The organism is Methylophilus sp. 3sh_L (assembly GCF_046766015.1).
Classification (GTDB): domain Bacteria; phylum Pseudomonadota; class Gammaproteobacteria; order Burkholderiales; family Methylophilaceae; genus Methylophilus.
The window spans coordinates 104,311-125,139 of record NZ_JBKOUF010000002.1 but is presented as its reverse complement, the minus strand read 5'-3'; the positions used below and the strand labels follow the sequence as shown (position 1 = coordinate 125,139).

Annotated in this window: 23 protein-coding genes; 13 read left to right on the top strand and 10 right to left on the bottom strand. The window is 49.8% G+C overall.

Going from position 1 to position 20,829, the window contains the following annotated elements:
* Positions 1–252: 252 nt before the first annotated feature.
* Positions 253–1,443, bottom strand: coding sequence for an ammonium transporter (locus ACIDF8_RS06315; protein ID WP_412009772.1), 1,191 nt, complete (start codon positions 1,441–1,443; stop codon positions 253–255).
* 333 nt (positions 1,444–1,776) lie between these two features.
* Positions 1,777–2,451: a hypothetical protein gene (locus tag ACIDF8_RS06310; RefSeq protein ID WP_412009771.1), complete on the bottom strand. Its 675-nt coding sequence runs from the start codon at positions 2,449–2,451 to the stop codon at positions 1,777–1,779.
* A 93-nt stretch (positions 2,452–2,544) separates the two neighbouring features.
* On the opposite strand from ACIDF8_RS06310, the gene ACIDF8_RS06305 reads away from it, so the two are divergent.
* The 4 genes from ACIDF8_RS06305 to hslO all read left to right on the top strand — a co-directional run bounded on the left by ACIDF8_RS06305 (position 2,545) and on the right by hslO (position 6,991).
* Complete coding sequence (locus ACIDF8_RS06305; protein WP_412009770.1) at positions 2,545–2,853, top strand: DUF3301 domain-containing protein; 309 nt, start codon at positions 2,545–2,547, stop codon at positions 2,851–2,853.
* A 6-nt stretch (positions 2,854–2,859) separates the two neighbouring features.
* Positions 2,860–3,735, top strand: a complete 876-nt coding sequence (gene gluQRS / locus ACIDF8_RS06300; protein ID WP_412009769.1) for a tRNA glutamyl-Q(34) synthetase GluQRS — start codon at positions 2,860–2,862, stop codon at positions 3,733–3,735.
* Between the two features lie 103 nt (positions 3,736–3,838).
* Positions 3,839–6,025 carry a TonB-dependent receptor gene (locus ACIDF8_RS06295; RefSeq protein ID WP_412009768.1) on the top strand — a complete coding sequence of 729 codons (2,187 nt, stop codon included), beginning with the start codon at positions 3,839–3,841 and terminating at the stop codon, positions 6,023–6,025.
* A gap of 93 nt (positions 6,026–6,118) precedes the next feature.
* Positions 6,119–6,991 (top strand): Hsp33 family molecular chaperone HslO, encoded by an 873-nt coding sequence (hslO, locus tag ACIDF8_RS06290; RefSeq protein ID WP_412009767.1) that lies wholly within the window; start codon positions 6,119–6,121, stop codon positions 6,989–6,991.
* A gap of 20 nt (positions 6,992–7,011) precedes the next feature.
* On the opposite strand, the gene ACIDF8_RS06285 is transcribed toward hslO, so the two are convergent.
* Positions 7,012–7,806: a TrmH family RNA methyltransferase gene (locus ACIDF8_RS06285; RefSeq protein WP_412009766.1), complete on the bottom strand. Its 795-nt coding sequence runs from the start codon at positions 7,804–7,806 to the stop codon at positions 7,012–7,014.
* A gap of 95 nt (positions 7,807–7,901) precedes the next feature.
* On the opposite strand from ACIDF8_RS06285, the gene ACIDF8_RS06280 reads away from it, so the two are divergent.
* Both ACIDF8_RS06280 and sugE read left to right on the top strand, forming a co-directional pair.
* Positions 7,902–8,618 (top strand): pseudouridine synthase, encoded by a 717-nt coding sequence (locus ACIDF8_RS06280; RefSeq protein ID WP_412009765.1) that lies wholly within the window; start codon positions 7,902–7,904, stop codon positions 8,616–8,618.
* Between the two features lie 19 nt (positions 8,619–8,637).
* Positions 8,638–8,955 (top strand): quaternary ammonium compound efflux SMR transporter SugE, encoded by a 318-nt coding sequence (gene sugE / locus ACIDF8_RS06275; RefSeq protein WP_412009764.1) that lies wholly within the window; start codon positions 8,638–8,640, stop codon positions 8,953–8,955.
* A gap of 47 nt (positions 8,956–9,002) precedes the next feature.
* On the opposite strand, the gene ACIDF8_RS06270 is transcribed toward sugE, so the two are convergent.
* Both ACIDF8_RS06270 and ACIDF8_RS06265 read right to left on the bottom strand, forming a co-directional pair.
* Positions 9,003–9,443: a bacteriocin gene (locus tag ACIDF8_RS06270; RefSeq protein ID WP_412009763.1), complete on the bottom strand. Its 441-nt coding sequence runs from the start codon at positions 9,441–9,443 to the stop codon at positions 9,003–9,005.
* A gap of 85 nt (positions 9,444–9,528) precedes the next feature.
* The gene (locus ACIDF8_RS06265; protein WP_412009762.1) at positions 9,529–9,963 is read right to left on the bottom strand and encodes a glycine zipper domain-containing protein; all 435 of its coding nucleotides are present in this window, start codon (positions 9,961–9,963) and stop codon (positions 9,529–9,531) included.
* A 183-nt stretch (positions 9,964–10,146) separates the two neighbouring features.
* Between ACIDF8_RS06265 and ACIDF8_RS06260 the strand changes: the two genes are divergently transcribed.
* Positions 10,147–10,674, top strand: a complete 528-nt coding sequence (locus ACIDF8_RS06260; RefSeq protein ID WP_412010048.1) for a lipocalin family protein — start codon at positions 10,147–10,149, stop codon at positions 10,672–10,674.
* A 48-nt stretch (positions 10,675–10,722) separates the two neighbouring features.
* On the opposite strand, the gene ACIDF8_RS06255 is transcribed toward ACIDF8_RS06260, so the two are convergent.
* The 3 genes from ACIDF8_RS06255 to ACIDF8_RS06245 all read right to left on the bottom strand — a co-directional run bounded on the left by ACIDF8_RS06255 (position 10,723) and on the right by ACIDF8_RS06245 (position 13,404).
* Positions 10,723–11,130: a BON domain-containing protein gene (locus tag ACIDF8_RS06255; RefSeq protein WP_412009761.1), complete on the bottom strand. Its 408-nt coding sequence runs from the start codon at positions 11,128–11,130 to the stop codon at positions 10,723–10,725.
* A gap of 154 nt (positions 11,131–11,284) precedes the next feature.
* The gene (locus tag ACIDF8_RS06250) at positions 11,285–11,800 is read right to left on the bottom strand and encodes a BON domain-containing protein (RefSeq protein ID WP_412009760.1); all 516 of its coding nucleotides are present in this window, start codon (positions 11,798–11,800) and stop codon (positions 11,285–11,287) included.
* Between the two features lie 173 nt (positions 11,801–11,973).
* Positions 11,974–13,404: a CHASE3 domain-containing protein gene (locus ACIDF8_RS06245; protein WP_412009759.1), complete on the bottom strand. Its 1,431-nt coding sequence runs from the start codon at positions 13,402–13,404 to the stop codon at positions 11,974–11,976.
* Positions 13,405–13,708: 304 nt separating this feature from the next.
* Between ACIDF8_RS06245 and ACIDF8_RS06240 the strand changes: the two genes are divergently transcribed.
* From ACIDF8_RS06240 to ACIDF8_RS06220, 5 genes are all read left to right on the top strand, one after another.
* Positions 13,709–14,125, top strand: coding sequence for a DUF883 family protein (locus ACIDF8_RS06240; RefSeq protein ID WP_412009758.1), 417 nt, complete (start codon positions 13,709–13,711; stop codon positions 14,123–14,125).
* Between the two features lie 12 nt (positions 14,126–14,137).
* A complete protein-coding gene (locus ACIDF8_RS06235) occupies positions 14,138–14,629 on the top strand; it encodes a phage holin family protein (RefSeq protein WP_412009757.1) in 492 nt (163 codons plus the stop codon).
* A 9-nt stretch (positions 14,630–14,638) separates the two neighbouring features.
* Positions 14,639–15,271 carry a response regulator gene (locus tag ACIDF8_RS06230; RefSeq protein ID WP_412009756.1) on the top strand — a complete coding sequence of 211 codons (633 nt, stop codon included), beginning with the start codon at positions 14,639–14,641 and terminating at the stop codon, positions 15,269–15,271.
* Positions 15,272–15,366: 95 nt separating this feature from the next.
* On the top strand, positions 15,367–15,747 hold the full coding sequence (locus ACIDF8_RS06225) for a response regulator (RefSeq protein WP_412009755.1): 381 nt from the start codon (positions 15,367–15,369) through the stop codon (positions 15,745–15,747).
* 50 nt (positions 15,748–15,797) lie between these two features.
* On the top strand, positions 15,798–16,280 hold the full coding sequence (locus ACIDF8_RS06220) for a hypothetical protein (protein WP_412009754.1): 483 nt from the start codon (positions 15,798–15,800) through the stop codon (positions 16,278–16,280).
* 25 nt (positions 16,281–16,305) lie between these two features.
* On the opposite strand, the gene ACIDF8_RS06215 is transcribed toward ACIDF8_RS06220, so the two are convergent.
* Positions 16,306–17,154, bottom strand: coding sequence for a TraB/GumN family protein (locus ACIDF8_RS06215; protein ID WP_412009753.1), 849 nt, complete (start codon positions 17,152–17,154; stop codon positions 16,306–16,308).
* Positions 17,155–17,370: 216 nt separating this feature from the next.
* Here ACIDF8_RS06215 and ACIDF8_RS06210 point away from each other — a divergent pair, with 216 nt between their 5' ends.
* Entirely contained in the window at positions 17,371–18,453 is a 1,083-nt protein-coding gene (locus ACIDF8_RS06210; protein ID WP_412009752.1) for a DUF2235 domain-containing protein, read from the top strand.
* 30 nt (positions 18,454–18,483) lie between these two features.
* Here ACIDF8_RS06210 and ACIDF8_RS06205 read toward each other — a convergent pair whose 3' ends face one another.
* Positions 18,484–20,670: a YgiQ family radical SAM protein gene (locus ACIDF8_RS06205; RefSeq protein WP_412009751.1), complete on the bottom strand. Its 2,187-nt coding sequence runs from the start codon at positions 20,668–20,670 to the stop codon at positions 18,484–18,486.
* Positions 20,671–20,829: the final 159 nt, after the last annotated feature.

The following is a 20,829-nucleotide window of genomic DNA, read 5'->3' as shown; positions in this document are numbered from 1 at the left end:
TGTAGGATTTAAATATGAAACCTAAGCTTCATTGAAACGATATTATTATTAAATCGAGACTAAGCCGCTCAAATCCTGAAAAGCAAACGCTTGCGTCATCAGCTCAAGCAGTGCCATGCTATGCCTTGTGCATGCACAAGATTGTGCGACTGAGTCTTAAAACCCGATATAGAACCTACAGAAATCGACCCAATAAAAAAGCCCGTCGCAAGACGGGCCTTCATGCTGTAAAAAAATAGTATGGAGGATTGATTAATCCCCAGACACTGCTGGAATTTTATGGATACTTAAATCCGCACCATCAAACTCCTCTTCAGGGTCCAGACGTAGACCGACCAGTTTTTTGAGCAAACCATACACCACCAGCCCACCGCTTAAGGCAATCATCACGCCGACCAAGGTGCCCAGCAATTGGCTGATCAGGCTCACGCCACCCAATCCGCCCAAGGCAGTGCTGCCAAAAATACCCGCTGCAATCCCGCCCCATGCGCCACATAAGCCATGCAGTGGCCATACCCCTAATACATCATCAATCTTGAGGCGGTTTTGCGTGAGGGTAAACGCCCAGACAAACAATGCCCCGGCCACGCCGCCGGTGATCAGTGCACCTAGCGGATGCATCACGTCCGAGCCGGCACAGACGGCGACCAGGCCGGCTAAGGGACCGTTATGGACAAAGCCCGGGTCATTCTTACCCAATACCAGCGCAGCCAGCGTAGCGCCAACCAAAGCCATCAGCGAATTGACCGCGACCAGACCGGAGATATTTTGGATAGCTTGCGCAGACATGACGTTAAAGCCAAACCAGCCCACCGTTAATATCCATGCACCCAATGCCAAAAATGGGATATTCGAAGGCGGATAGGCATGCAACTTACCGTCTTTGGTGTAGCGGCCATTACGCGCACCAAGTAATAACACCGCGGCCAAGGCGATCCAGCCGCCCATCGCATGCACCACCACAGAACCGGCAAAATCATGAAAATTAGCGCCAAAACTGGCTTTCAGCCAATCCTGAAAACCAAAATGACCATTCCAGGCAATGCCCTCAAAGAAGGGATAGATAAAGCCGACAATCAGAAAAGTGGCCGCCAATTGCGGATTAAACTTTGCGCGTTCGGCAATGCCGCCAGAGATAATGGCAGGAATCGCTGCGGCAAACGTTAACAGGAAAAAGAATTTGACCAGGCCAAACCCGCTTTGCGCAGTCAAGGTCTCCGCGCCATTGAAAAAGTGGATGCCATAGGCAATGCCATAGCCAACAAAAAAATAGGCGATGGTAGACACACAAAAATCCACCATGATTTTTACCAGGGCGTTCACCTGGTTTTTTTGACGTACTGTGCCGACTTCCAAAAAGGCAAAACCGGCATGCATCGCCAGGACCATAATAGCTCCCAGCAATACAAACAGGACGTCATTAGCTGTCACTAATGATTCCATTTCGCTCTCCGAATTCAATAATTATTAATGGGCGTTTTGTCTCAAGGACACGCCTTTTTAAAATGCGCAAGTTTTAAGCAAGTATCAGGCCATTTTTAAGTGATTGATTTTAAAAGGACAGGCATTTCTTGCAAATAAAAAATGCACCAAAATAAAACTAACAAAAGTGCATTGCACATTTATAGTGCAAAAAAAATAAAGTACGCTTGCAAGAACATACTAACCGGTGTGCCTAGACTAAACGCTCGCGACGGGATAGTGTTTTCAGCACGCGTAAAACCCGCGATATAAGCACCGCTTGCGCGATGAAACTCCTCAAGACAATGAAGGTGTTTAAATAATCTCTACCGGCTGCAGTTGCTTGAGCATTTCAACGGCATCAGGATGCGCAGACCAGAAGTAGTAAAACTCACGGACGGCGTTTAGAAAAAGGTGGCGGGTATTTTTAAGGTTAAATAAGGGCAAGGTGGCGTCAGCCGTGATGCGGTAAGCATTTTTTTCCGTGAGAGGCGCCTCACGCAAGCGTAAGAGCATGAGTTTTGCCATCCGCGTACGCAATTCAATATCCATCTCTTGTTTGTGTTCCATGGATTTGAGCGCTTTAACGTAACCATTCAGCGGCCATAATTCAGCCGTTTCAAACTTTTCGGATTGCAAGGCAGGCCAGACAGACTGTAAATCAATGACGGCTGGTTGCCAGCCAATCGGATGTAACTCAAAGCCGACCGTATCCGCATATTGCATCACGGCTTTCACATCGCCGCGCCAAAAAGGATAAAACTCACGGATAATAGTCAGGATTTCTGGCCAGCGCTGGGCTTCCTTGTCAGCCAGGCAATCATCAACGGCTTGACGGTAGATGGTGCTAGTACATTCCTGATCTTTTAACAGCGGCGTCAGCTCGGCCAACACCGCATCGCGCTGTGCCATGATGGCAGCATCGGCGCCCTTGCTGTGCAATAAATTATAATAAGCTTGAATTGCATCTGCTTCGCGGCTTGAATTCATCGTTAACAACACTAAATAAGAATGAAGTGAATATGAAATGGATTACTAGTCATCATACACTGAAAATGATTATCGCTTTAAAGGAGAATAACGATGGCTGAATGGGGCTTATTGGCCATTTTGATGGCGGGGGCATGGTATTGGATGGATACCATATCCAAGCGTGAAATTGCACTCAAGATAGGTCGCCAATTGGCCGAGCGTTGCCATCTGCAGTTTTTGGATGAAACCGTGGCTTGCGCCCGCGTCGGTTTTGCCAGGGATGGCAATGGACGCATGCAATTACAGCGTACTTATACCTTTGATGTCTCCAGCCAGGGCGTTGAACGCATGGCTTGCCATCTGCAATTGCGTGGCGGCCAATTGGTGGCTTGGCATATTCCCCCTTACGTCACCCAGTAAATCACCATGGTGGTTGGCCGCTTTGCCCCCTCGCCTACCGGCCCCTTGCACTTTGGCTCCCTGGTCGCAGCCGTCGCCAGCTACTGTGATGCGAAAAGCCAAGGCGGTCAGTGGCTGTTACGCATCGAAGATGTAGACACCACTCGCCGTGTCGACGGTGCCGGCGCAGACATTATTCATACCCTGCAGCATTATGGCTTTGTTTGGGATGGGGAAATCGTCTATCAAAGCGAACGCAGCGAACATTATGAACAGGCACTAACACAGTTACGCAAGCAGGCCCTGGCTTATCCTTGCACCTGCTCGCGCAAGGAAATTGCCGACAGTTCGACTCAAGTGGGGATCGAAGGCGCCATTTACCCTGGCACTTGCCTGCATCATCCGGTCAAAGCCAACACACCCGCCGCCTGGCGTCTAAAGACGACAGCTATCAATCTTGGCTTTAAAGACCGTATCCTGGGTTGGCAACAACATGCCATGGCCGCGGACATTGGCGACTTCGTCATCAAGCGTGCGGATGGCCTCTTTAGCTACCAGTTAGCTGTCGTTGTTGATGATGCCCTGCAAGGCGTTACCCAGGTTGTGCGCGGCGCTGACTTGTTGCAATCCACTACCAGACAAATACACCTGCAGCAATGCTTGGGCTACCTGACTCCAGACTACGCGCACATCCCGCTGGTTTTGAATGCACAAGGACAAAAACTCAGCAAACAAACGCTGGCAACCGCCTTACCGCTGGACAATCTCAAAGACACGCTCACCCAAGCGTTTAACTTTTTGCCATATTTACCCAAACCCGTGCCCCGTTTTTCCAGTCTGCCTGCGCTGTGGCAATGGGCCATGACACATTGGCAGCTAAGCCCGGCTGCCCATCCTCTGTAATCTCGTCACCGCTGTCATTTCCTGACAAAACTTACAATATTTATTGATAACCATTATCAACTAGTTTAATATTCGCGACAATCATTGAGAGGATATTAATTTTATGACTATTAAAAATGCCATTAAAAATAACTTAAATCCACGCCCAACTTTACTTTCCATCGGCGTATTTTTCAGCACGGCCATGCTGTCTGTCACGGCCATGGCTGAAACTGCGAGCGAAACCCAAGAATTACATGAAGTGGAAGTCACCGCAGAAAAAAAGAGTGATACCAAACCGGTGAAGGGATATCACGCAAAACGCTCAACCTCTGCGACCAGAACCGATACCGAGCTGGTCAACGTCCCGCAAGCCATTACCGTGATTACGCGTGACTTTATGCAAGACCAGTCTATGCAAAGTATTGCCGACGCAGTGCGCTATGTACCTGGCGTACAAGCAGCGCAAGGCGAAGGCAACCGTGACCAGCTGGTGCTACGTGGCAATCAGACGACAGGAGATTTGTTTGTAGATGGCATGCGCGACGATATCCAGACTTACCGTGACTTATATAACACCGACCGTATCGAAGTGCTCAAAGGCCCTAACGGCATGATTTTTGGCCGCGGCGGTGCTGGCGGCGTCGTGAATCGTGTCAGCAAAAAAGCTGGCTGGGACCCGGTCAAAGACCTGAGTGTGAGCTATGGCAGTTTTGATCACCGCCGCATCACCGCTGATTATGGCCAGGGCTTGTCAGACGAGTTGGCATTCAGACTCAATGCGGTGTATGAAAACTCTAATTCTTACCGTGACGGTGTCGAATTGAAGCGCTATGGCATCACACCAACCTTTACGATCAAACCAGGCGATAAAACCGAGATTATTTTAAGTGCCGAATATTTCAAGGACGAACGCACTGCGGACCGCGGCGTGCCTGCCCAAGCGACACGCACAGGCACATTAACCGTCAATAATGCAGACCTTAACCGCCGTCCTTACCGCATCGGCGATTACGATCAGTTTTTTGGTAATGCGAGACTCAGCCCAACCCAGACGGAAACGACCGCATTCAATGCGATTATCAGCCATGCGTTTGATAACGGTGTACAAGTTAAAAACAGCACGCGCCTGGCCTTCTACGATAAGTTTTATCAAAACATTTATGCAGACAGCCCGGTCTCGACCACAGGAACATTAACAATTTCAGCTTACCGGGATGATACCAAGCGTGAAAACCTGATTAACCAAACAGACATCACTTACAAAGCGAAAATCGGTAACGTTGAACATCAACTGCTTGCTGGCGCAGAATTAAACGCGCAAGACACCGATAACAAACGACTGACAGGAACCAGTGTCAATGGTGTTTCAGCGAGTGCACCTTATGCCAACATCGCGATTAACACCCTTGCACGTAACCAGAAAAGTGATTTCACAGTAGCCGCTTTCTATCTGCAAGATCAGATTGTGTTCAATCCACAATGGCAAGCCGTGGTCGGATTACGGCATGATCATCTGGATACCCGCTATGTAGATGCATTCAATAATCAAACAATTAATGTTTCTAATAATTTGCTTTCGCCAAGAGCTGGCTTAATCTTTAAACCCTCTGAGAATAGCTCACTCTACGCCAACTACAGTACCTCATACGTTCCCAGGGCGGGGGATCAGTTGATTGGTCTTACCGTGAGCACTGCAAGCTTTAAACCAGAAAAATTCATTAATAAAGAAATTGGCGCCAAATGGGACATCAACCCTAACCTGGCATTGACTGCAGCCGTTTTCCAGCTTGAAAGAGAAAATGTTTTAGCCGCAGACCCTTTAAATACGGGGAACTCAATTCTGCTTGATGGCCAGGAGACCAAAGGCCTGGAAGTTGGCCTAAGCGGCAAGGTGACAGACCAATGGCAGGTAATGGGTGCATTCACACTGCAAGAAGGTGAAATCACCAAGCAACAAGGCGCAGGCAACAGTGCGATTTTGGCAGGCAGCCATCTGGCAATGACCCCTACCCGCACTTTTTCATTATGGAATAAATACCAGATCAATGACACTTGGGCGGTGGCGCTAGGTATGGTTAGCCGTTCAGAAATGTATGCCGCTACCCCAACGGCCAGCCAGAGTACCCTTCTGCCGGGTTATACGCGTTTTGATGCAGCGATTTTTGCCAAGCTCAGCCCGCAATGGGATGCGCAAATCAATATCGAGAACCTGACCAACAAAGACTATGCCCTGTTTGCACACAACAACAATAACATTACGCCAGGAGCCCCTTTAAATGCCCGCGCAACATTGAATTACCATTTTTAATCATTAGACTGCCTGTGATTGAAGCCCGCCCAAGTGCGGGCTTTTTTATCGACGTGATCAGCCACGGCAGGCTTCAATGTTAAAATAACGCGTATGAAAAATGCACAACACTCTGACCAGCTTTACCCATTTATTTTCGAACAGTCCGCTGTACGCGGTAACTTTGTCCAGCTTGATCAAAGCCTGTTCACCGCCCTGGAGCATCAGGCATTACCAGAAGCGCTCAAGCGCGTGATTGCTGAGTTTGCTGCGGCCAGCGTATTACTGACCGCGACACTCAAAATGCAAGGCAAATTGATTTTGCAATTGCAAAGCAAAGGCGCCTTGCAGTTATTGGTGGTGGAATGTACGTCAGGCTTAAATATCCGCGCCACCGCCAAAACCAATGGCGAACTCACAGGTGCGCATTTAACCGACTGGCTGGCACAAGGCCAATTGGTGATCACCTTGATGCCAGAAGCAGGCGAACCTTACCAGGGCATCGTTCCGCTGGAAGGCGACAATATCGCCAATATGCTTGAAAACTATATGCTACGCTCGCAACAGATCGATACCCGGCTGTGGCTGGCGGCTGAGGGCGACCGTGCAGCAGGGCTGTTATTGCAAAAGCTACCGCAGCAGCAAGAAAGTGATCTGGATTGCTGGAACCGTGTACAACATTTGGCAGGCACCGTCACTGCGCCGGAACTGCTGGATCTGGAAGCCGTAACGCTGTTACAGCGATTGTTTGTGGAAGAAGATGTGCGGCTGTTTAATGGGCGCGAAGTGCAGGCATTTTGCAGCTGTTCACAAGCCAATGTCAGCAATATGTTGCAAATGCTGGGCCTGGAAGAAGTGCAGAGCATCCTGCAAGAACAAGGCAGCATTGAGATTCAATGCGACTTCTGCAATAAGCATTATGTGGTGGATGAAGAAGAGGCTTTAGCCTTGTTTGACCGCAGCGACGCTTCTGAAATCAAACATTAAGCGACCTCTTTCACTGCACGCTATTGGCCCATTCCGCGCTGCCGCTGGCATTCAAATAACGCAATCGCGGTGGCCGCGGCAGCATTGAGCGATTCCAGGGCCCGCGTCCCTTGGTGTGCCATCGGGATAGTGACACAAGTCTCAACCGCTGCTTGCACCGCAGCAGAAATACCGGCGCCCTCATTGCCCACGACAAACAAAACCGGCTCGTGTAGTGCTTGCTGATAAAGGCTGGCTCCTTGCATGGTCAGCGCAAGTGTTTTGCCAGCAAAGCCCGCGATCACCTCGAGCGCATCCACGCCCTCAAGCAGAGGCAAAATAAACTGCGCCCCTTGCCCGCCCCTGAGCGCTTTCGGTGACCAGGCATCGGTACAGCCTTTGCTGAGATACGCGGCCTGTACGCCTGCCGCCGCCGCTGTACGCAAGATACTGCCCAAATTGCCGGGATCCTGGATATCTTCAATAACGAGCACAAAATCCGCCTGTTCCGGTAACACCGCGGCAGGGATATCGACCAATGCCATCACCCCGCTGCTGGAGGCCACCGGCGCCAACTCTGCAAACATGAGTGTAGGTAGCAGCATGGTATCCACATCGTTCAGCTGCTGTATTAAAGCGGTCGCCTCATCATTACTATGCCCTTCAGGAATAATCAGCAATCTGGGCTCACCATAGACCTGCTGGTAGGCTTCTATCAAATGCACGCCTTCTAACAGCGTAGAGCCTGTTTTTCTGCGCTCACGCGACTGGTCGGCCAGCTTGCGCAATTGTTTGAAGATGGGATTGTCACGGGAGGTAATATGTTTGAAAGCCATGGCAGAATTATACGTGAATTGCCAGCGCGGCTGATTTTTAGCTGAGCCCAGACTGCCAGACCAAAGCACCGCTGCAATTCACGTATAATTCTTGCATGGCAAAAACACTTGATTTGGAACGTATCCTGCACAGGCAGGGCTTTGGCACACGCAAAATGTGCCGTATTTTAATCGTCAACGACGAGGTCACCGTCAACGGCGAGCCGTGCGACGACCCGGATGCAAAATTTGTGCTCGATGACACGCTGCAATTCACAGTGCAAGGCACGGCCTGGCAATACCGTGAACACAGCTACCTGATGATGCACAAACCGGCACATTATGAATGTACGCATAAAACGCAGTTTCACCCTACCCTTTATACGCTGCTGCCCAGCCCCCTGGTGGAGCGCGGAGTACAGTGCATAGGCCGGTTGGATGAAGATACCACGGGATTAATTTTGCTCTCCGATGATGGGCAGTTTATTCATAAAGTCAGCTCCCCCAAGCACCACGTGCCTAAAGTCTATGAAGTGACCTGCAAGCATCCATTGAGCGCCGCCGACATTGATCATTTACTGGCGGGCGTCAAATTAATTGATGAAGAGGAAACAATTGCGGCCCTGGCGGCCACCCTATTGACGGAAACTGTCTTGCACCTCACCTTGGCAGAGGGTAAATACCATCAGGTCAAGCGGATGGTAGCCGCAATGGGTAACCGTGTCACCGCCTTGAAACGCATCAAAATTGGTCAATTAAGTTTGCCTGATACACTGGCCGCAGGGGAGTGGCGCTGGTTGACTGCTGAGGATTTAATCGCTGTTCAATCTTGAGCTTGCTCAAAGGAATGCCATGATTTGGTTAGTGCTGATTATTGCAGGCTTATTTGAAACTGCTTGGGCCATTGGGTTGAAATACACCGAAGGCTTTAGCAAATTCTGGCCATCGTGCTGGACCATTGTTGCCATGGTCATTAGCGTCTGGCTGCTAGGTGTATGCGTCAAGCATTTGCCGGTAGGCACTGCTTACGCAGTCTGGGTAGGCATTGGTGCCGTTGGCACGGTGATTGGCGGCATCTGGTTATTTAATGAGCCGGTGTCCGCCTTACGGGTTTTTAGCTTGTGCATGATTATGGCAGGGATTATTGGCCTAAAGCTGGCAGCGCATTAGCGCGCCGGATGCGCTCAGCCAACAATCACACCAGCCAATTTATAGAGTTAACTACCGAGTAACTTTTGGGCTTTGGCAGTAGCATTGTTGGCCGTTTGCCTTTTGCCGTGTGCAGCATGGTGTGTTTTTGTCGCACCGCTTTGCTGTGCCACACACGCCCCACCTGCACTACCTAACCCTGCACCGATCACGGCAAGCAATCTGCCGCCCCCTAAACCACGGCCAAGAATAGCGCCACCGGCGCCCCCTACGGCACCACCCAGCATGGTCGATGGCTGCGTTTTGCCGCCATTCGCCACCACACTGCCGACAGCACCACCGACGGCACCGCCAAGTACTTCGCCAGCAGGCCCCAGCATGACTGCGCCAATCGCCGACCCAGCCAGGCCACCGACGCCACTGGCACCCACATTTTTATTATTACAACTTTGCGCCCAGCTTGGGTTACTAGCCATCAGCAAACTGACCGCAATCATCCATGTTTTCATGACAGGCTCCATTGAATCAAAAAGTGAAAGAGATGCAGCATCCGCTGTACCTGCTCGTCCAAAGGTTGATGCACGCTTTGCTTATTTAATCGTGATCGTGGTGTCTATGTTTGTGGTGGTGATGGGGACCTTTGTGCCGCTTGCCATAGCCACGGCCCGCGTAAGGATCAGGTTCGTCAATCACTTTACCCAGCACTGAGCCGCCAGCGCCGCCAACACCCGCACCAACCACAGCCCCTGTGGTGGTACCGCTTACTTTACGTCCGACCATGGCACCCGTCGCGCCACCTGCGGCCCCACCGAGAATCGCGCCAGTGCGACCGGCACGGCCTGTCGTCGCAGCGCCACCTAAACCGCCGCCGACCGCCCCGCCGATGACCTCACCGGTTGAGCCACCCAATACGCTGCCAACAGCGGTACCTGCAGCAGCGCCCAAGCCGCCACCGAGTCCCGTTTCCAAATTATCAGCCATCAATGGTGTTGAACAAAGGAACAACACACCCCAAATCAATTGTTTCATTTTTATCCCTTATTTGAATTTATGCTATTTTAAATGGTCTTTGCCAGACGACACTCATTTGTCTATCTATTTTATCTTATGTTACTTAAGCTATTTTCTATGCAGCTATTTTCCATGCACTTGCGTTTATCGATGCTTTTTACCTGCCTGCTATGCTGGGGGTTGATGGGCTGTTCAGAACCCATGTCGCCTCAAGCCGAGCAATCCATTGTCCACAGCTTTGATCCCAATCAATACGTTGGCACCTGGTATGAAATCGCAAGGCTGGAGAACAGGTTTGAAAAAGGATTGGAACAGGTGACCGCCACTTACACGCTAGAAACCGACGGCACCATTAAAGTGGTAAATCGCGGCTTTGATCCTGAGAAAAATGACTGGAGCGAAGCCATCGGTAAAGCTAAGTTCGTTGATGCAGCAAACCCTGATGGCAGCCGTACCGGTAAACTCAAAGTATCATTTTTTGGCCCTTTTTATGGCGATTACAACATTCTTGAAATCGACAAGCCTTATTACAACTATGCCCTGGTGAGCAGTGGCAAAGACTACCTTTGGATTTTATCCCGCACCCCACAACTCACCTATCCCATCAAACAACATCTGATGGCGAAAGCCAAGGAACTCGGCTTTGCAACAGATCAGTTACTGTTCATCCGACAAGCCAATCAGGTTGAGTACGAATCCGGTCGACATGTGATGCCCCAGCATCAGTAACTCTTGCCGGGACATCTGCGACGCCACTGCATGACCTTGCCCATCAATTCATTGGGCATCCATCTGCTCAACGGCACTGCCTGGTGCGGGCGGGGTATCCATGACTGGATCCAAACCTGCGGGCGCCGGAGCTGGGACTACCTCACCTGTGGTATAGCGCAGTTCGCCCAGAACGGCATACACGCCTTCAGCCTGTTTGGCCAAATTAGTCACCTTTTCAACCTGCTCTTTGGAAGAAACCTGACCGCTCAGTTGAACTACACCCTGAGTGTCGGAATTCACTTCAATTGCTGAAGCATCTACACCATGGTTTTGCAACAGTGTTTTCACATTGTCGACCACTGTTTCGCTAGGCAAGAATTTATACATGGGTTCACCTTGCGCCAATACGCTGCCGCTGGACAGCCCCATTAAAGCCACTAAAGCACTCATAGTCAGATAACGATTCATTTTCATGATGTTTCCTTTCATTTGTACACGTAAACTTGAGGGCGAACTGTCCTGGCTGCAAAGAGGATGAATCTAACAACAACTTGATGGACAGCCCGCCAAACAAAAAAAGCAAGCTACAACGTTGGGAGAGGATATGTAGCTTGCGAGGGGGTGTTAATTAACTTTTTACCACAATCGCGTTTTTCACAGACTTCACGCCTTCCACCGCGGATACCACTTGCTCAGCCTTGGTTTTCAGCGAGGCATCGCCCACAAAGCCGCTTAGCAAGACTTCCCCTTGATGGGTTTCTACGCTAATTTTGAGCGATTTCAAAGATTCTTCTTCCAACAACTTAGCCTTTACTTTGGTCGTAATCCAGCTGTCAGACATCGCGCCTTTAATGGCTTTTTGGCTGGTTTGGGTTTTGAGCTCAGCAAACTCTTCGTAGCTCAAGGTGCCATCTTTATCATGATCAAACGCTTTGAAATCCTTTTTCTTCACGTTTTTATCTTGTTGCACCTCTGCCCAAGTCAAGGTGCTGTTGTTGTTCTTGTCTAAGGCCTTAAATTCTTCCTGATAAGGCTGTGTGCCGTTTTGCACTTCGTCCAGATCGAACGCAAAGGCATTTAAAGTGATCGTTGTTGCCAACAGGCCGCCAAAGATTATTGCTTGTTTGTATTTTGACATTGACATGTGCGTCTCCTTATTTACGCATTTCACAAAACATTGAATGTGCTGTGATGTGTTGCCATGTTAAGGGTTGAGCGCAATCGGGTCAGTCGTCCACGGACTGAATCCCTTGTCAGAATATGACTACAAGGTGCATGCAGGCTGCCTGCAGAGATGATAAAGCTTGATTGAAGGGATTAATTGCTTGCCGGTTCGGCTTTAAGAAAAGGCAAGAGCACGCGGGTGCTGGTGCCTTGGCCAGGCGCACTGGTGACTTCGTAATGGCCACCGATAGACTCTACCCGGTTGTGCATGCCACTAATCCCAGTATTACTGCTGGTCAGACTATTCATATCAAAACCAATGCCATTGTCGGCAATTTCAAGCTTGATATGATGGTCATCATGCATCAGGTGGATAGAGACGCGACTGGCTTGTGCATATTTGCTGCAATTATTGAGACTTTCCTGCACCAGCCGGTAAATGATCAGGCTCAAGGTTTCATTCATCATCAGCTCCTGCTCGGGCATGATGGTATCCAATTGCCATTGATTACGCATGGCGGCCTCATCAACCAGATTTTGTAAAGAAGCAATCAGGCCAAAGCTTTTGATCATGGATGGATGCAGGTTTTGCACGATCTCACGCTTAAAGTTAATACTGCGGTCGAGATATTGGTTAGTTTTTTTCAGTTTTTCAATCACCTGTGGCGAAGTATCCTTCAAATGCTTGATCGCCCAGGAAATATCCATTTTGATCGCTGTGAGCAATGAGCCCAACTCATCGTGCAATTCACGTGAAAGCTGGTAACGCTCACGCTCAATATTGGTTTGTGCCTGCAAGGCCTGGCGCTGCAAGCTACTGGTGAGTGTCTGGATATTACGTTCGTATTCGGCGTTCTCATCAATCAGGCGCTCATGCAGATTGGCCTTTTCCGCCAGCTCCCGCAATAACCGGCGGATCACCAGCACCATCAGGGAAACAAAAATCAACGGGCATGCCATAACAAACCAACGCATCATGCGCCGCAAATTGTTTCTGGCTTCGGCGACTTCGTGACGGTAAGCAGTGATTTCCTGCTCAAACTGGCGCGAGAGCATTTGTACGTTGGCACTTTCTTTAATGCCGGAATCCAGCTTGACCACGGCCAATGCCTTATCAAACTGATGCTTCTTGGCAAAATCAATCGTCACACTCATCTCGGCCGATTTCTTGGCAATGCTATTGACCAACTGGTTCATGATATTTTGTATCGTTAGGTGCTGGACCAAGTTGGTATGGTTTAACAGGGTATTGATGTTTTGCAGATGCTGGCTAATTTCCTGCGTCGCTTCATCATAAGGCGCAAAATAGTTTTCAGAGCGTGTGAGCAAATAGCCGCGTTGCGCGCTTTCTGCCACCGAGAGGCTGGCCTGCGTTTTCCACTCCTCAATCAGCAACTGGTCCAGCTTGCTAAGCACATCTGTTTTTTCACGCGTATTGACGATCAAGCGATCATTCACCACCAGCATGGCAGCCGCCAGCAACAAACTCACAGTCAGTAAAGCCACCGTATTACCGCCAAAGGTATCACTGATGACTTCGAGTCTGTCCAGCAAGGCCATCAATTGGGTTCTGATTTTTTGCATGCGGTCTACAAGGATAAAGATTGAAAGAAGGGTCAATCCAGCGTATTTTAATGTGCATTGTTAACAATACATTATCATCATAACGGGCTTGATCAGGATGGGCAATGTAAACATGCGCAATCCATCAAATAAAGCATTGTCAGAGAATTCTGACTGTTTAATCGGTTGTGGGCCGATAGGGTATCGCAGGCCGGACAGTTTAAGATGGCACCATATTGAAAACGCATCTTTATGACGACCTGAATGATGTTCTGACTTAAAGACCGATTTCAACCTGTTGTATGACTTTTTAAAGGAGTTTCAAATGTTTAATTTTTCTAAAGACAATGTTGAAAACACAACCGATCATTTGGCTAAAAAATCTGACCAGGCGATTGAAGAAATTGCAGCGCAAGTCAAATCTACTGCGAATGATTTGCTGGATGCCGTGAACGATACCGCTGACAATACCCAGGATAAGGCAAAAGCGCTGATTCATACCCTCAAAGCGAATATTGACCGTTTGACCAGTGAAGAAAATGCAGCAGCCCTGGCCTCCAACCTGTCTGCCAAAGCAGGCCGCGTCAAAGACCAGGTGCAACGTGAAGTCAGTGACACTTACCACACGATCAAGGATAAAACTGCCGATACCGTGCAAGAGCATCCATTGGGCACCGTATTGGTAGCCGCTGGCGTTGGTTTGCTGATAGGATACTTGTTGGGCGCCAAGCGTCGCGAGTAATGAAGGAACAATATGTGGTTAAACCTCCTGAAATTTGTAGCTGTGCTGTTTCTTGACCGTAAAGTCTCTGCATTAAAGGATAATTTCATCCATTTGCGTCATCATGTAGCGGACTATACTGAAGACCGGGCACAGCACATGAAGGAAGATTTTCTGGAGGAAACCCAACGCCTGGCCACCAGTGTTGTCGGCCTGCTGGTGGTCTTCAGTATGTTTATTTTTACTGGTTTGCTCGGGTTGATGTGGCTGTTTGCCGTGTTGTGGGAGAATCCTCACCGCACGTTGATCCTGGGCTTGGTGATGTTAATACCCGCCATCATTGGGGTGATTGTTTTTCTGGCAGTGCGCGCACAATGGTATAAAAAACCATTGTTTGCAGATTCACTGGCGATGATCAGTCATGACTGGCAGGTATTCCGCAATGAAATTGCACCAGCACCAGCGCCTGAAAACGAAGCTGCCGAACAGCCTGAAAAACCACTTTCTGACACACCCACACAATAAGAGAACCACATGAAAAGAATTCTTTTGGTAGATGATCACAGCATCGTGCGTGATGGTTTACGCAACCTGATTGAATTGGAGTCTGACCTGCAAGTCACCGGCGAAGCAGGCTCAGGTGCAGAAGCCATCCAGCTAGTCCGTAAAAATGAGTTTGATGCGATGGTGCTGGATATTTCCATGCCGGATAAAAACGGTGTGGATACCTTGCATGAACTCAAGCATGTGGCGCCTACCCTACCGGTGCTGGTTTTGAGTGGTTATGCTGAAGACCAGTACGCACTCAATTTGATGCGTAACGGCTGTAAAGGCTATTTATCCAAAAATGCAGACTCAGACGAGATTATCCAGGCCATCCGTACCATTGCGGCAGGCAAACGCTACATCTCTGCTGAACTGGCCGAGTTAATGACCAATGAACTCAGCCACCCCTCGGAAAAACAGTTGCATGAAACCCTGTCTGACCGGGAGTTTCAGGTCTTCGTCAAGCTGGCGGCAGGCCAAACCCCCACGGCAATTGCAGATGAGTTATTTATCAGCATCAAGACTGTCAGCACTTATCGCAGCCGTATTCTGGAAAAAATGGCGATGAAATCAAATGCTGACCTGACCTACTATGCCATTAAATATGGACTACTTAACTGAATAAAGGTAAATCGCTAAACAAGGCGCCCTTATGTCATGTCAGTATCGAAAATGCATCATTTTAGATCACCCAGGGAGCCATCGGTGAAATTGTCATGTATAGATTATTGTTAGTTGAAGATTCTGCGTTGATCCGCGATGTCATTGTGGAAATGCTGCAAGATTGCCAGCAACTTGATATCCAGGATGTCGCTACCACCAGTGATGAGGCCATCAGTCTACTCAACACCCATGAATATGATATGGTGGTACTCGACATTGAGCTTGCGAAAGGCACCGGCTTTGACGTAGTCAGGCATACCCGCCAACAAAACTACCCACATAAAACCCCTGACATTGTCATGTTGACCAATCATGGCAATAGCTATTACCGCAATCTGGCGCAAAACATGGGTGTGGAGTATTTTTTTGATAAATCCTTGCAGTTTGATGAGTGTATAGACGTCATTCAACAACGAGCCAATCAGATCAACTAACCTGCTTTTAAATCCAGGCTGTGCCTGACCTAACACTTTGTGGTGCTTGAATGCCTTTAGAAACCTGGGAATTACTCAGCTATGTGGTCACCGTGGTCGGCTTGCCACTCGCAATTGTGACCTTTGTGCTTGAGCAACGCAAAGAGCGCGAAAATGAAGATGAAGAGGTCTACCAGTTACTGGCCGACAACTACACCGATTTTTTAAAACTGGTGATGGCGAATCCTGACCTGCAATTGCGTTCGCAGCGTGAGCCTCTGCCCCTCAGCGCCGAACAGGAAGAGCGCAAACTGGTGCTGTTTGAAATCCTCATTTCACTGTTTGAGCGTGCTTATTTGCTGGCGTACGACCCCGATATGCGCGGGAAGCGCTTACGCCGCTGGATGTCATGGGAAGATTACATGCGCGAGTGGTGCCAGCGCGAAGATTTCCGTCAGCATCTGCCACGGCTACTGGTCGGCGAAGATGCCGATTTTGTATCGCATATTACCCGCATTGCCCACGAAGCAGGTCGCCCCAAGCACAACCCTTAAAATGGCTGTCTTTATTAGCGATTGACTATTTTTTGAGCGCGGTCAGTTTAAAACCCGCTTGCCTGAATGCTTCTAGCAAGCCATTCTTGCCCGCCAGATGGGCGGCACCAACCGCAATAAACACACTTCCCTGACGAGCTTGCTCTATGCTGCGCTCTGCCATCACCACATTGCGCTCATCCAGCAACTTCACCCGCATGCGCTGCCACAAAGCCGCCGGTAAAATCCCGCGCGTCATGTCATCATCCATGTTTGCCACTTGCTGGGCATCTCCGGCCAGATAAGCCTTCATCAGCCGTTCAAAGTCTTGCTCTTTTTGCTTTTGGCTGCGTTTAAGCACCGCGCGTAACATCAGCAACTGCTCGTCCGTGGACAAACTGTCCATGACCCCAAAGTGCGCTTGCGCACTTTCTAATCCCACAATACGTTTATCGAACTCCTCTGCTTTAGCTTTAAGCAACAGATCTTGCGCAAACGGCGTTTGTGGCTTGGGCAAATCAAACATGACCGCCAGCAACCAGGGTTTCATTTTAAGCACCGCGTCCATCGGGATCACATGCATGTCTGCCAGTGCAGCCACCTGTTGCAATTCGGCTTCTGAGAGTAACTGTTTCAAATTGCCGTCTGGCATTTGCAAAAGGCTCACTGGCGGCGCATCTGCCACCTCCAGCATAAACATATTCACGTTCTTAAGCGCTTGAATCACCGTCGGTGAAAAATTGGTCACCCGGTTGTCATCGGTATGCATGGTGCCAAACAGGTAACTGACTTGTCCATTCGGGGCTTGCAACTGCCAGAACAACCCTTTTTCTGCGGCTTGTAGCAGCGGGGTTACGATCAATAAAAACAGGGCGAACAAACGAGCACTTCGCATGAAATTCCTCACGTTTAAATAGGCTACCAGACCGCTGCAGTGACGCTGCAAGCGCGATTGTGACATCGTCTCATAAATAAATATCCGCTGCCATGCTTCGCATGGCACAAGCAGGCATTGTCATCTGTCGTTGCCCCAGCTACCATACTCAGGCCATACGTGACATAAGCACGCAAGACTACTGCGCCACTTTCGCTCATCAACGGAGATCGCCAGATGAAAAGCAACAAACGTTTGATTGTTTTATTTGACGGCACCTGGAACGATCCGCAAGACCTGACCAACGTTTACCAGCTCTCAACATTGATCGAAGCAAAAGATGGTGACATTGAACAGCGTTTCTTCTACGAACCGGGCGTTGGCACAGGTGCCTGGGATAAGCTCCGCGGAGGACTGTTTGGTTATGGCTTAAGCAAAAACTTGCTCAAAGGATATGACTGGCTGGTCAGGCGCTACCAGACCGGGGATGAAATCTGGATATTTGGCTTTAGCCGGGGGGCCTATACCGCCAGGAGCCTGGTCGGATTGATCCGCAAATGTGGATTGCTCAACACCAGCACGCCAGACTTACTGGCGCGTGCAGAAAACTTGTACCGCACCAAATCAGCCGCCCCCGAGAGCGCCCAATGCCAGGCATTCAGGCAAAGCTACAGTCAGGAGGTGCGTATCCACTTTCTAGGGGTATGGGATACCGTCGGCGCGCTTGGCATCCCAGGCACCATGATTTCTGAACAGGGCTTTTATGCCTGGCATGATACCGAGCTTTCCAAAATCGTTTCGTATGCCTACCATGCGATGGCGATTGACGAGCACCGTGAAGCGTACAAGGTCGCCATGTGGACCAATACAGGCGGTCAAAAGAAACCTGAAAATATTGCGGTGGAACAGCGCTGGTTTATCGGCGCGCATGCCAATGTGGGTGGCGGCTATGGCCATGATCCGCTAGCGAACATTGCAATGGGATGGATGCTGGACAAAGCCCGTGCGGGAGGCCTTAAACTCAAACCATTTTCGGTGCCGCCAGAAGCCTATTTATGCCAGCCCACCGATGCTTACCGGGCATTTGCTTATGGCATGTATGCCTGGGTTAAAGGATTGTTCAGCAAGGGCGACGGCAGATTTTACCGGCCTTACTATGGCACCCCTCCAGTGATCTCAGATGCAGCCGCTTCGCCTGATCCCCTCCCCGTTACGGCAGTGAATGTCACCCTAGATGCCTCAGTCGCAGCCAAATGGCAAGCGCAACCTGAGTATCGTCCGCCTACGCTGGTTGATGCCGGCATCACCCTGCCGGTATAACGCTGCCGTCACCGCCGGCACCTTCATCAATCAGTGTTTCTTGGGGCGCGGAGGATGCCTTTTCGGGCTGGCAAAACTCTTGGTCTGGTTAAACCCTTTAGCTAAGGGCTTGGCCTGGAAACGGCTGCCGTCAGATTGGACGATTTGCGGCAACACCGCTGGCTGGTAAGCAGGCACCAGATGTTTTTTACCATTACCGATCAAATCCGCCCGCCCCATTTTCTTCAATGCCTCGCGCAACATCGGCCAATTCTGCGGATCGTGGTAGCGGATAAAGGCTTTGTGCAATTTGCGGATATTGCCTGCTTTAGGCACCGGCACGGTTTCAGAATCCGCGGTCACTTTACGGAGCGGATTTTTACCACTGTGGTACATTGCGGTGGCCATGGCCATAGGCGTTGGCGTGAACGTCTGCACCTGATCCAATCTAAAATCATTACGCTTGAGCCACAAGGCCAGATTCAACATGTCTTCATCGGTGGTCCCTGGATGGGAGGCGATAAAATACGGGATCAAATACTGTTTTTTACCGGCCTCTGCGCTAAAACGCTCAAACATGCGCTTGAATTCATCATAGGCGCCCATGCCAGGCTTCATCATTTTGCTGAGTACATTCTCTTCAGAATGCTCAGGCGCAATCTTGAGGTAACCACCGACGTGATGCTGCACCAGCTCTTTCACATACTCGGGCGATTTGACTGCAAGGTCATAACGCAAGCCAGAGCCAATCAGAATCTTTTTAACGCCGCGCAGGTTACGCGCCTTACGATACAACTGGATCAGTGCAGAATGATCTGTATTGAGGTTTTCGCAAACGCCAGGATACACGCAAGAGAGCTTGCGGCAATTTTTCTCGATCTCCTCAGATTTGCAGGATAACCGGTACATATTGGCAGTCGGGCCGCCCAAATCTGAAATCACGCCGGTAAAGCCATCTACCTTGTCCCGGATCTCTTCAATTTCACGCAAGATGGAGTCTTCTGAACGGCTTTGAATAATGCGGCCTTCATGCTCTGTAATTGAGCAGAAAGTGCATCCCCCAAAGCAGCCTCGCATAATATTGACCGAGAAACGGATCATTTCCCAAGCCGGGATTTTAGCGTCGCCATAGGCGGGATGGGGTTTACGCGCGTATGGTAAGTCATACACATAATCCATCTCTTTGGTCGTGAGTGGGATCGGTGGCGGATTGAGCCAGACCTCGCGGTTACCATGCTTTTGCACCAGTGCGCGCGCATTGCCTGGATTGGCCTCCAGATGTAGCACCCGGGAGGCGTGCGCATACATGACAGGATCATTCACCACTTCTTCATAAGACGGCATGCGGATCACCTGGCGATCACGCGGTACTTTTGCAGCCTTCAGCGGTAACGGCAGGCTAATCGCCGCAGCACTGGCCTCTTTGCCCTGATCCTCCGTGGCACAACTCGCATCGCCCTTACCCATTTTCATCGCGTAAGGATCTTCGTGCTTTTCGACCACCCCTGGTCGGTCGAGTCGCGTAGAAGGGACTTCTACAAATTCATCCGGAACTTGCTTGCGGATAAACGCGGTACCCCGAATATCCTGAATTTCATGGATCGCTTCACCACGGGCGATGCGATGCGAAAGCTCGATAATGGCACGCTCGGCATTGCCAAACACCAACAAATCCGCCTTGGCATCGATGAGGATAGAGCGGCGGACTTTATCTGACCAGTAATCGTAATGCGCAATGCGGCGCAGGCTGGCTTCAATACTGCCAATCACCAGCGGCACATCGGCATAAGCCTCTTTACAGCGCTGTGAGTACACGAGCACGGCACGATCCGGACGCTTATTGGCTTCAGCATTAGGTGTGTAAGCATCATCAGAGCGGATTTTACGGTCCGCAGTGTAACGGTTGACCATGCTGTCCATGTTTCCCGCCGTGACACCGAAATACAGATTGGGCTTACCCAACACTTTAAACGGTTCTGCCGACTGCCAGTCCGGTTGCGCAATAATACCTACGCGAAAACCTTGCGCCTCAAGCAAGCGGCCAATCAGGGCGACCCCAAAACTGGGGTGATCAATATAGGCATCCCCACTGACCAGAATAATGTCGCAACTATCCCATCCTAGCGCATCCATTTCAGCGCGGCTCATGGGCAGCACTGGGGCAGTGCCAAAGCGTTTAGCCCAGTAAGGGCGGTAACTTTGGATGGGTTTGGCAGTAAGGGAAGTATAGATTTCCACGCGGATAACCAGCTAATGCTTGAAAGTTGCGCATTTTACGCATTAATTGATTGATTTGAAAGAATTTTTTTTAAAAAACACCCATTAAAAGCAATCTCATATCACTACTTGTCTCACGGGCAGTCATACGAAAAACAATTGTGTAATAAATAAGACGGC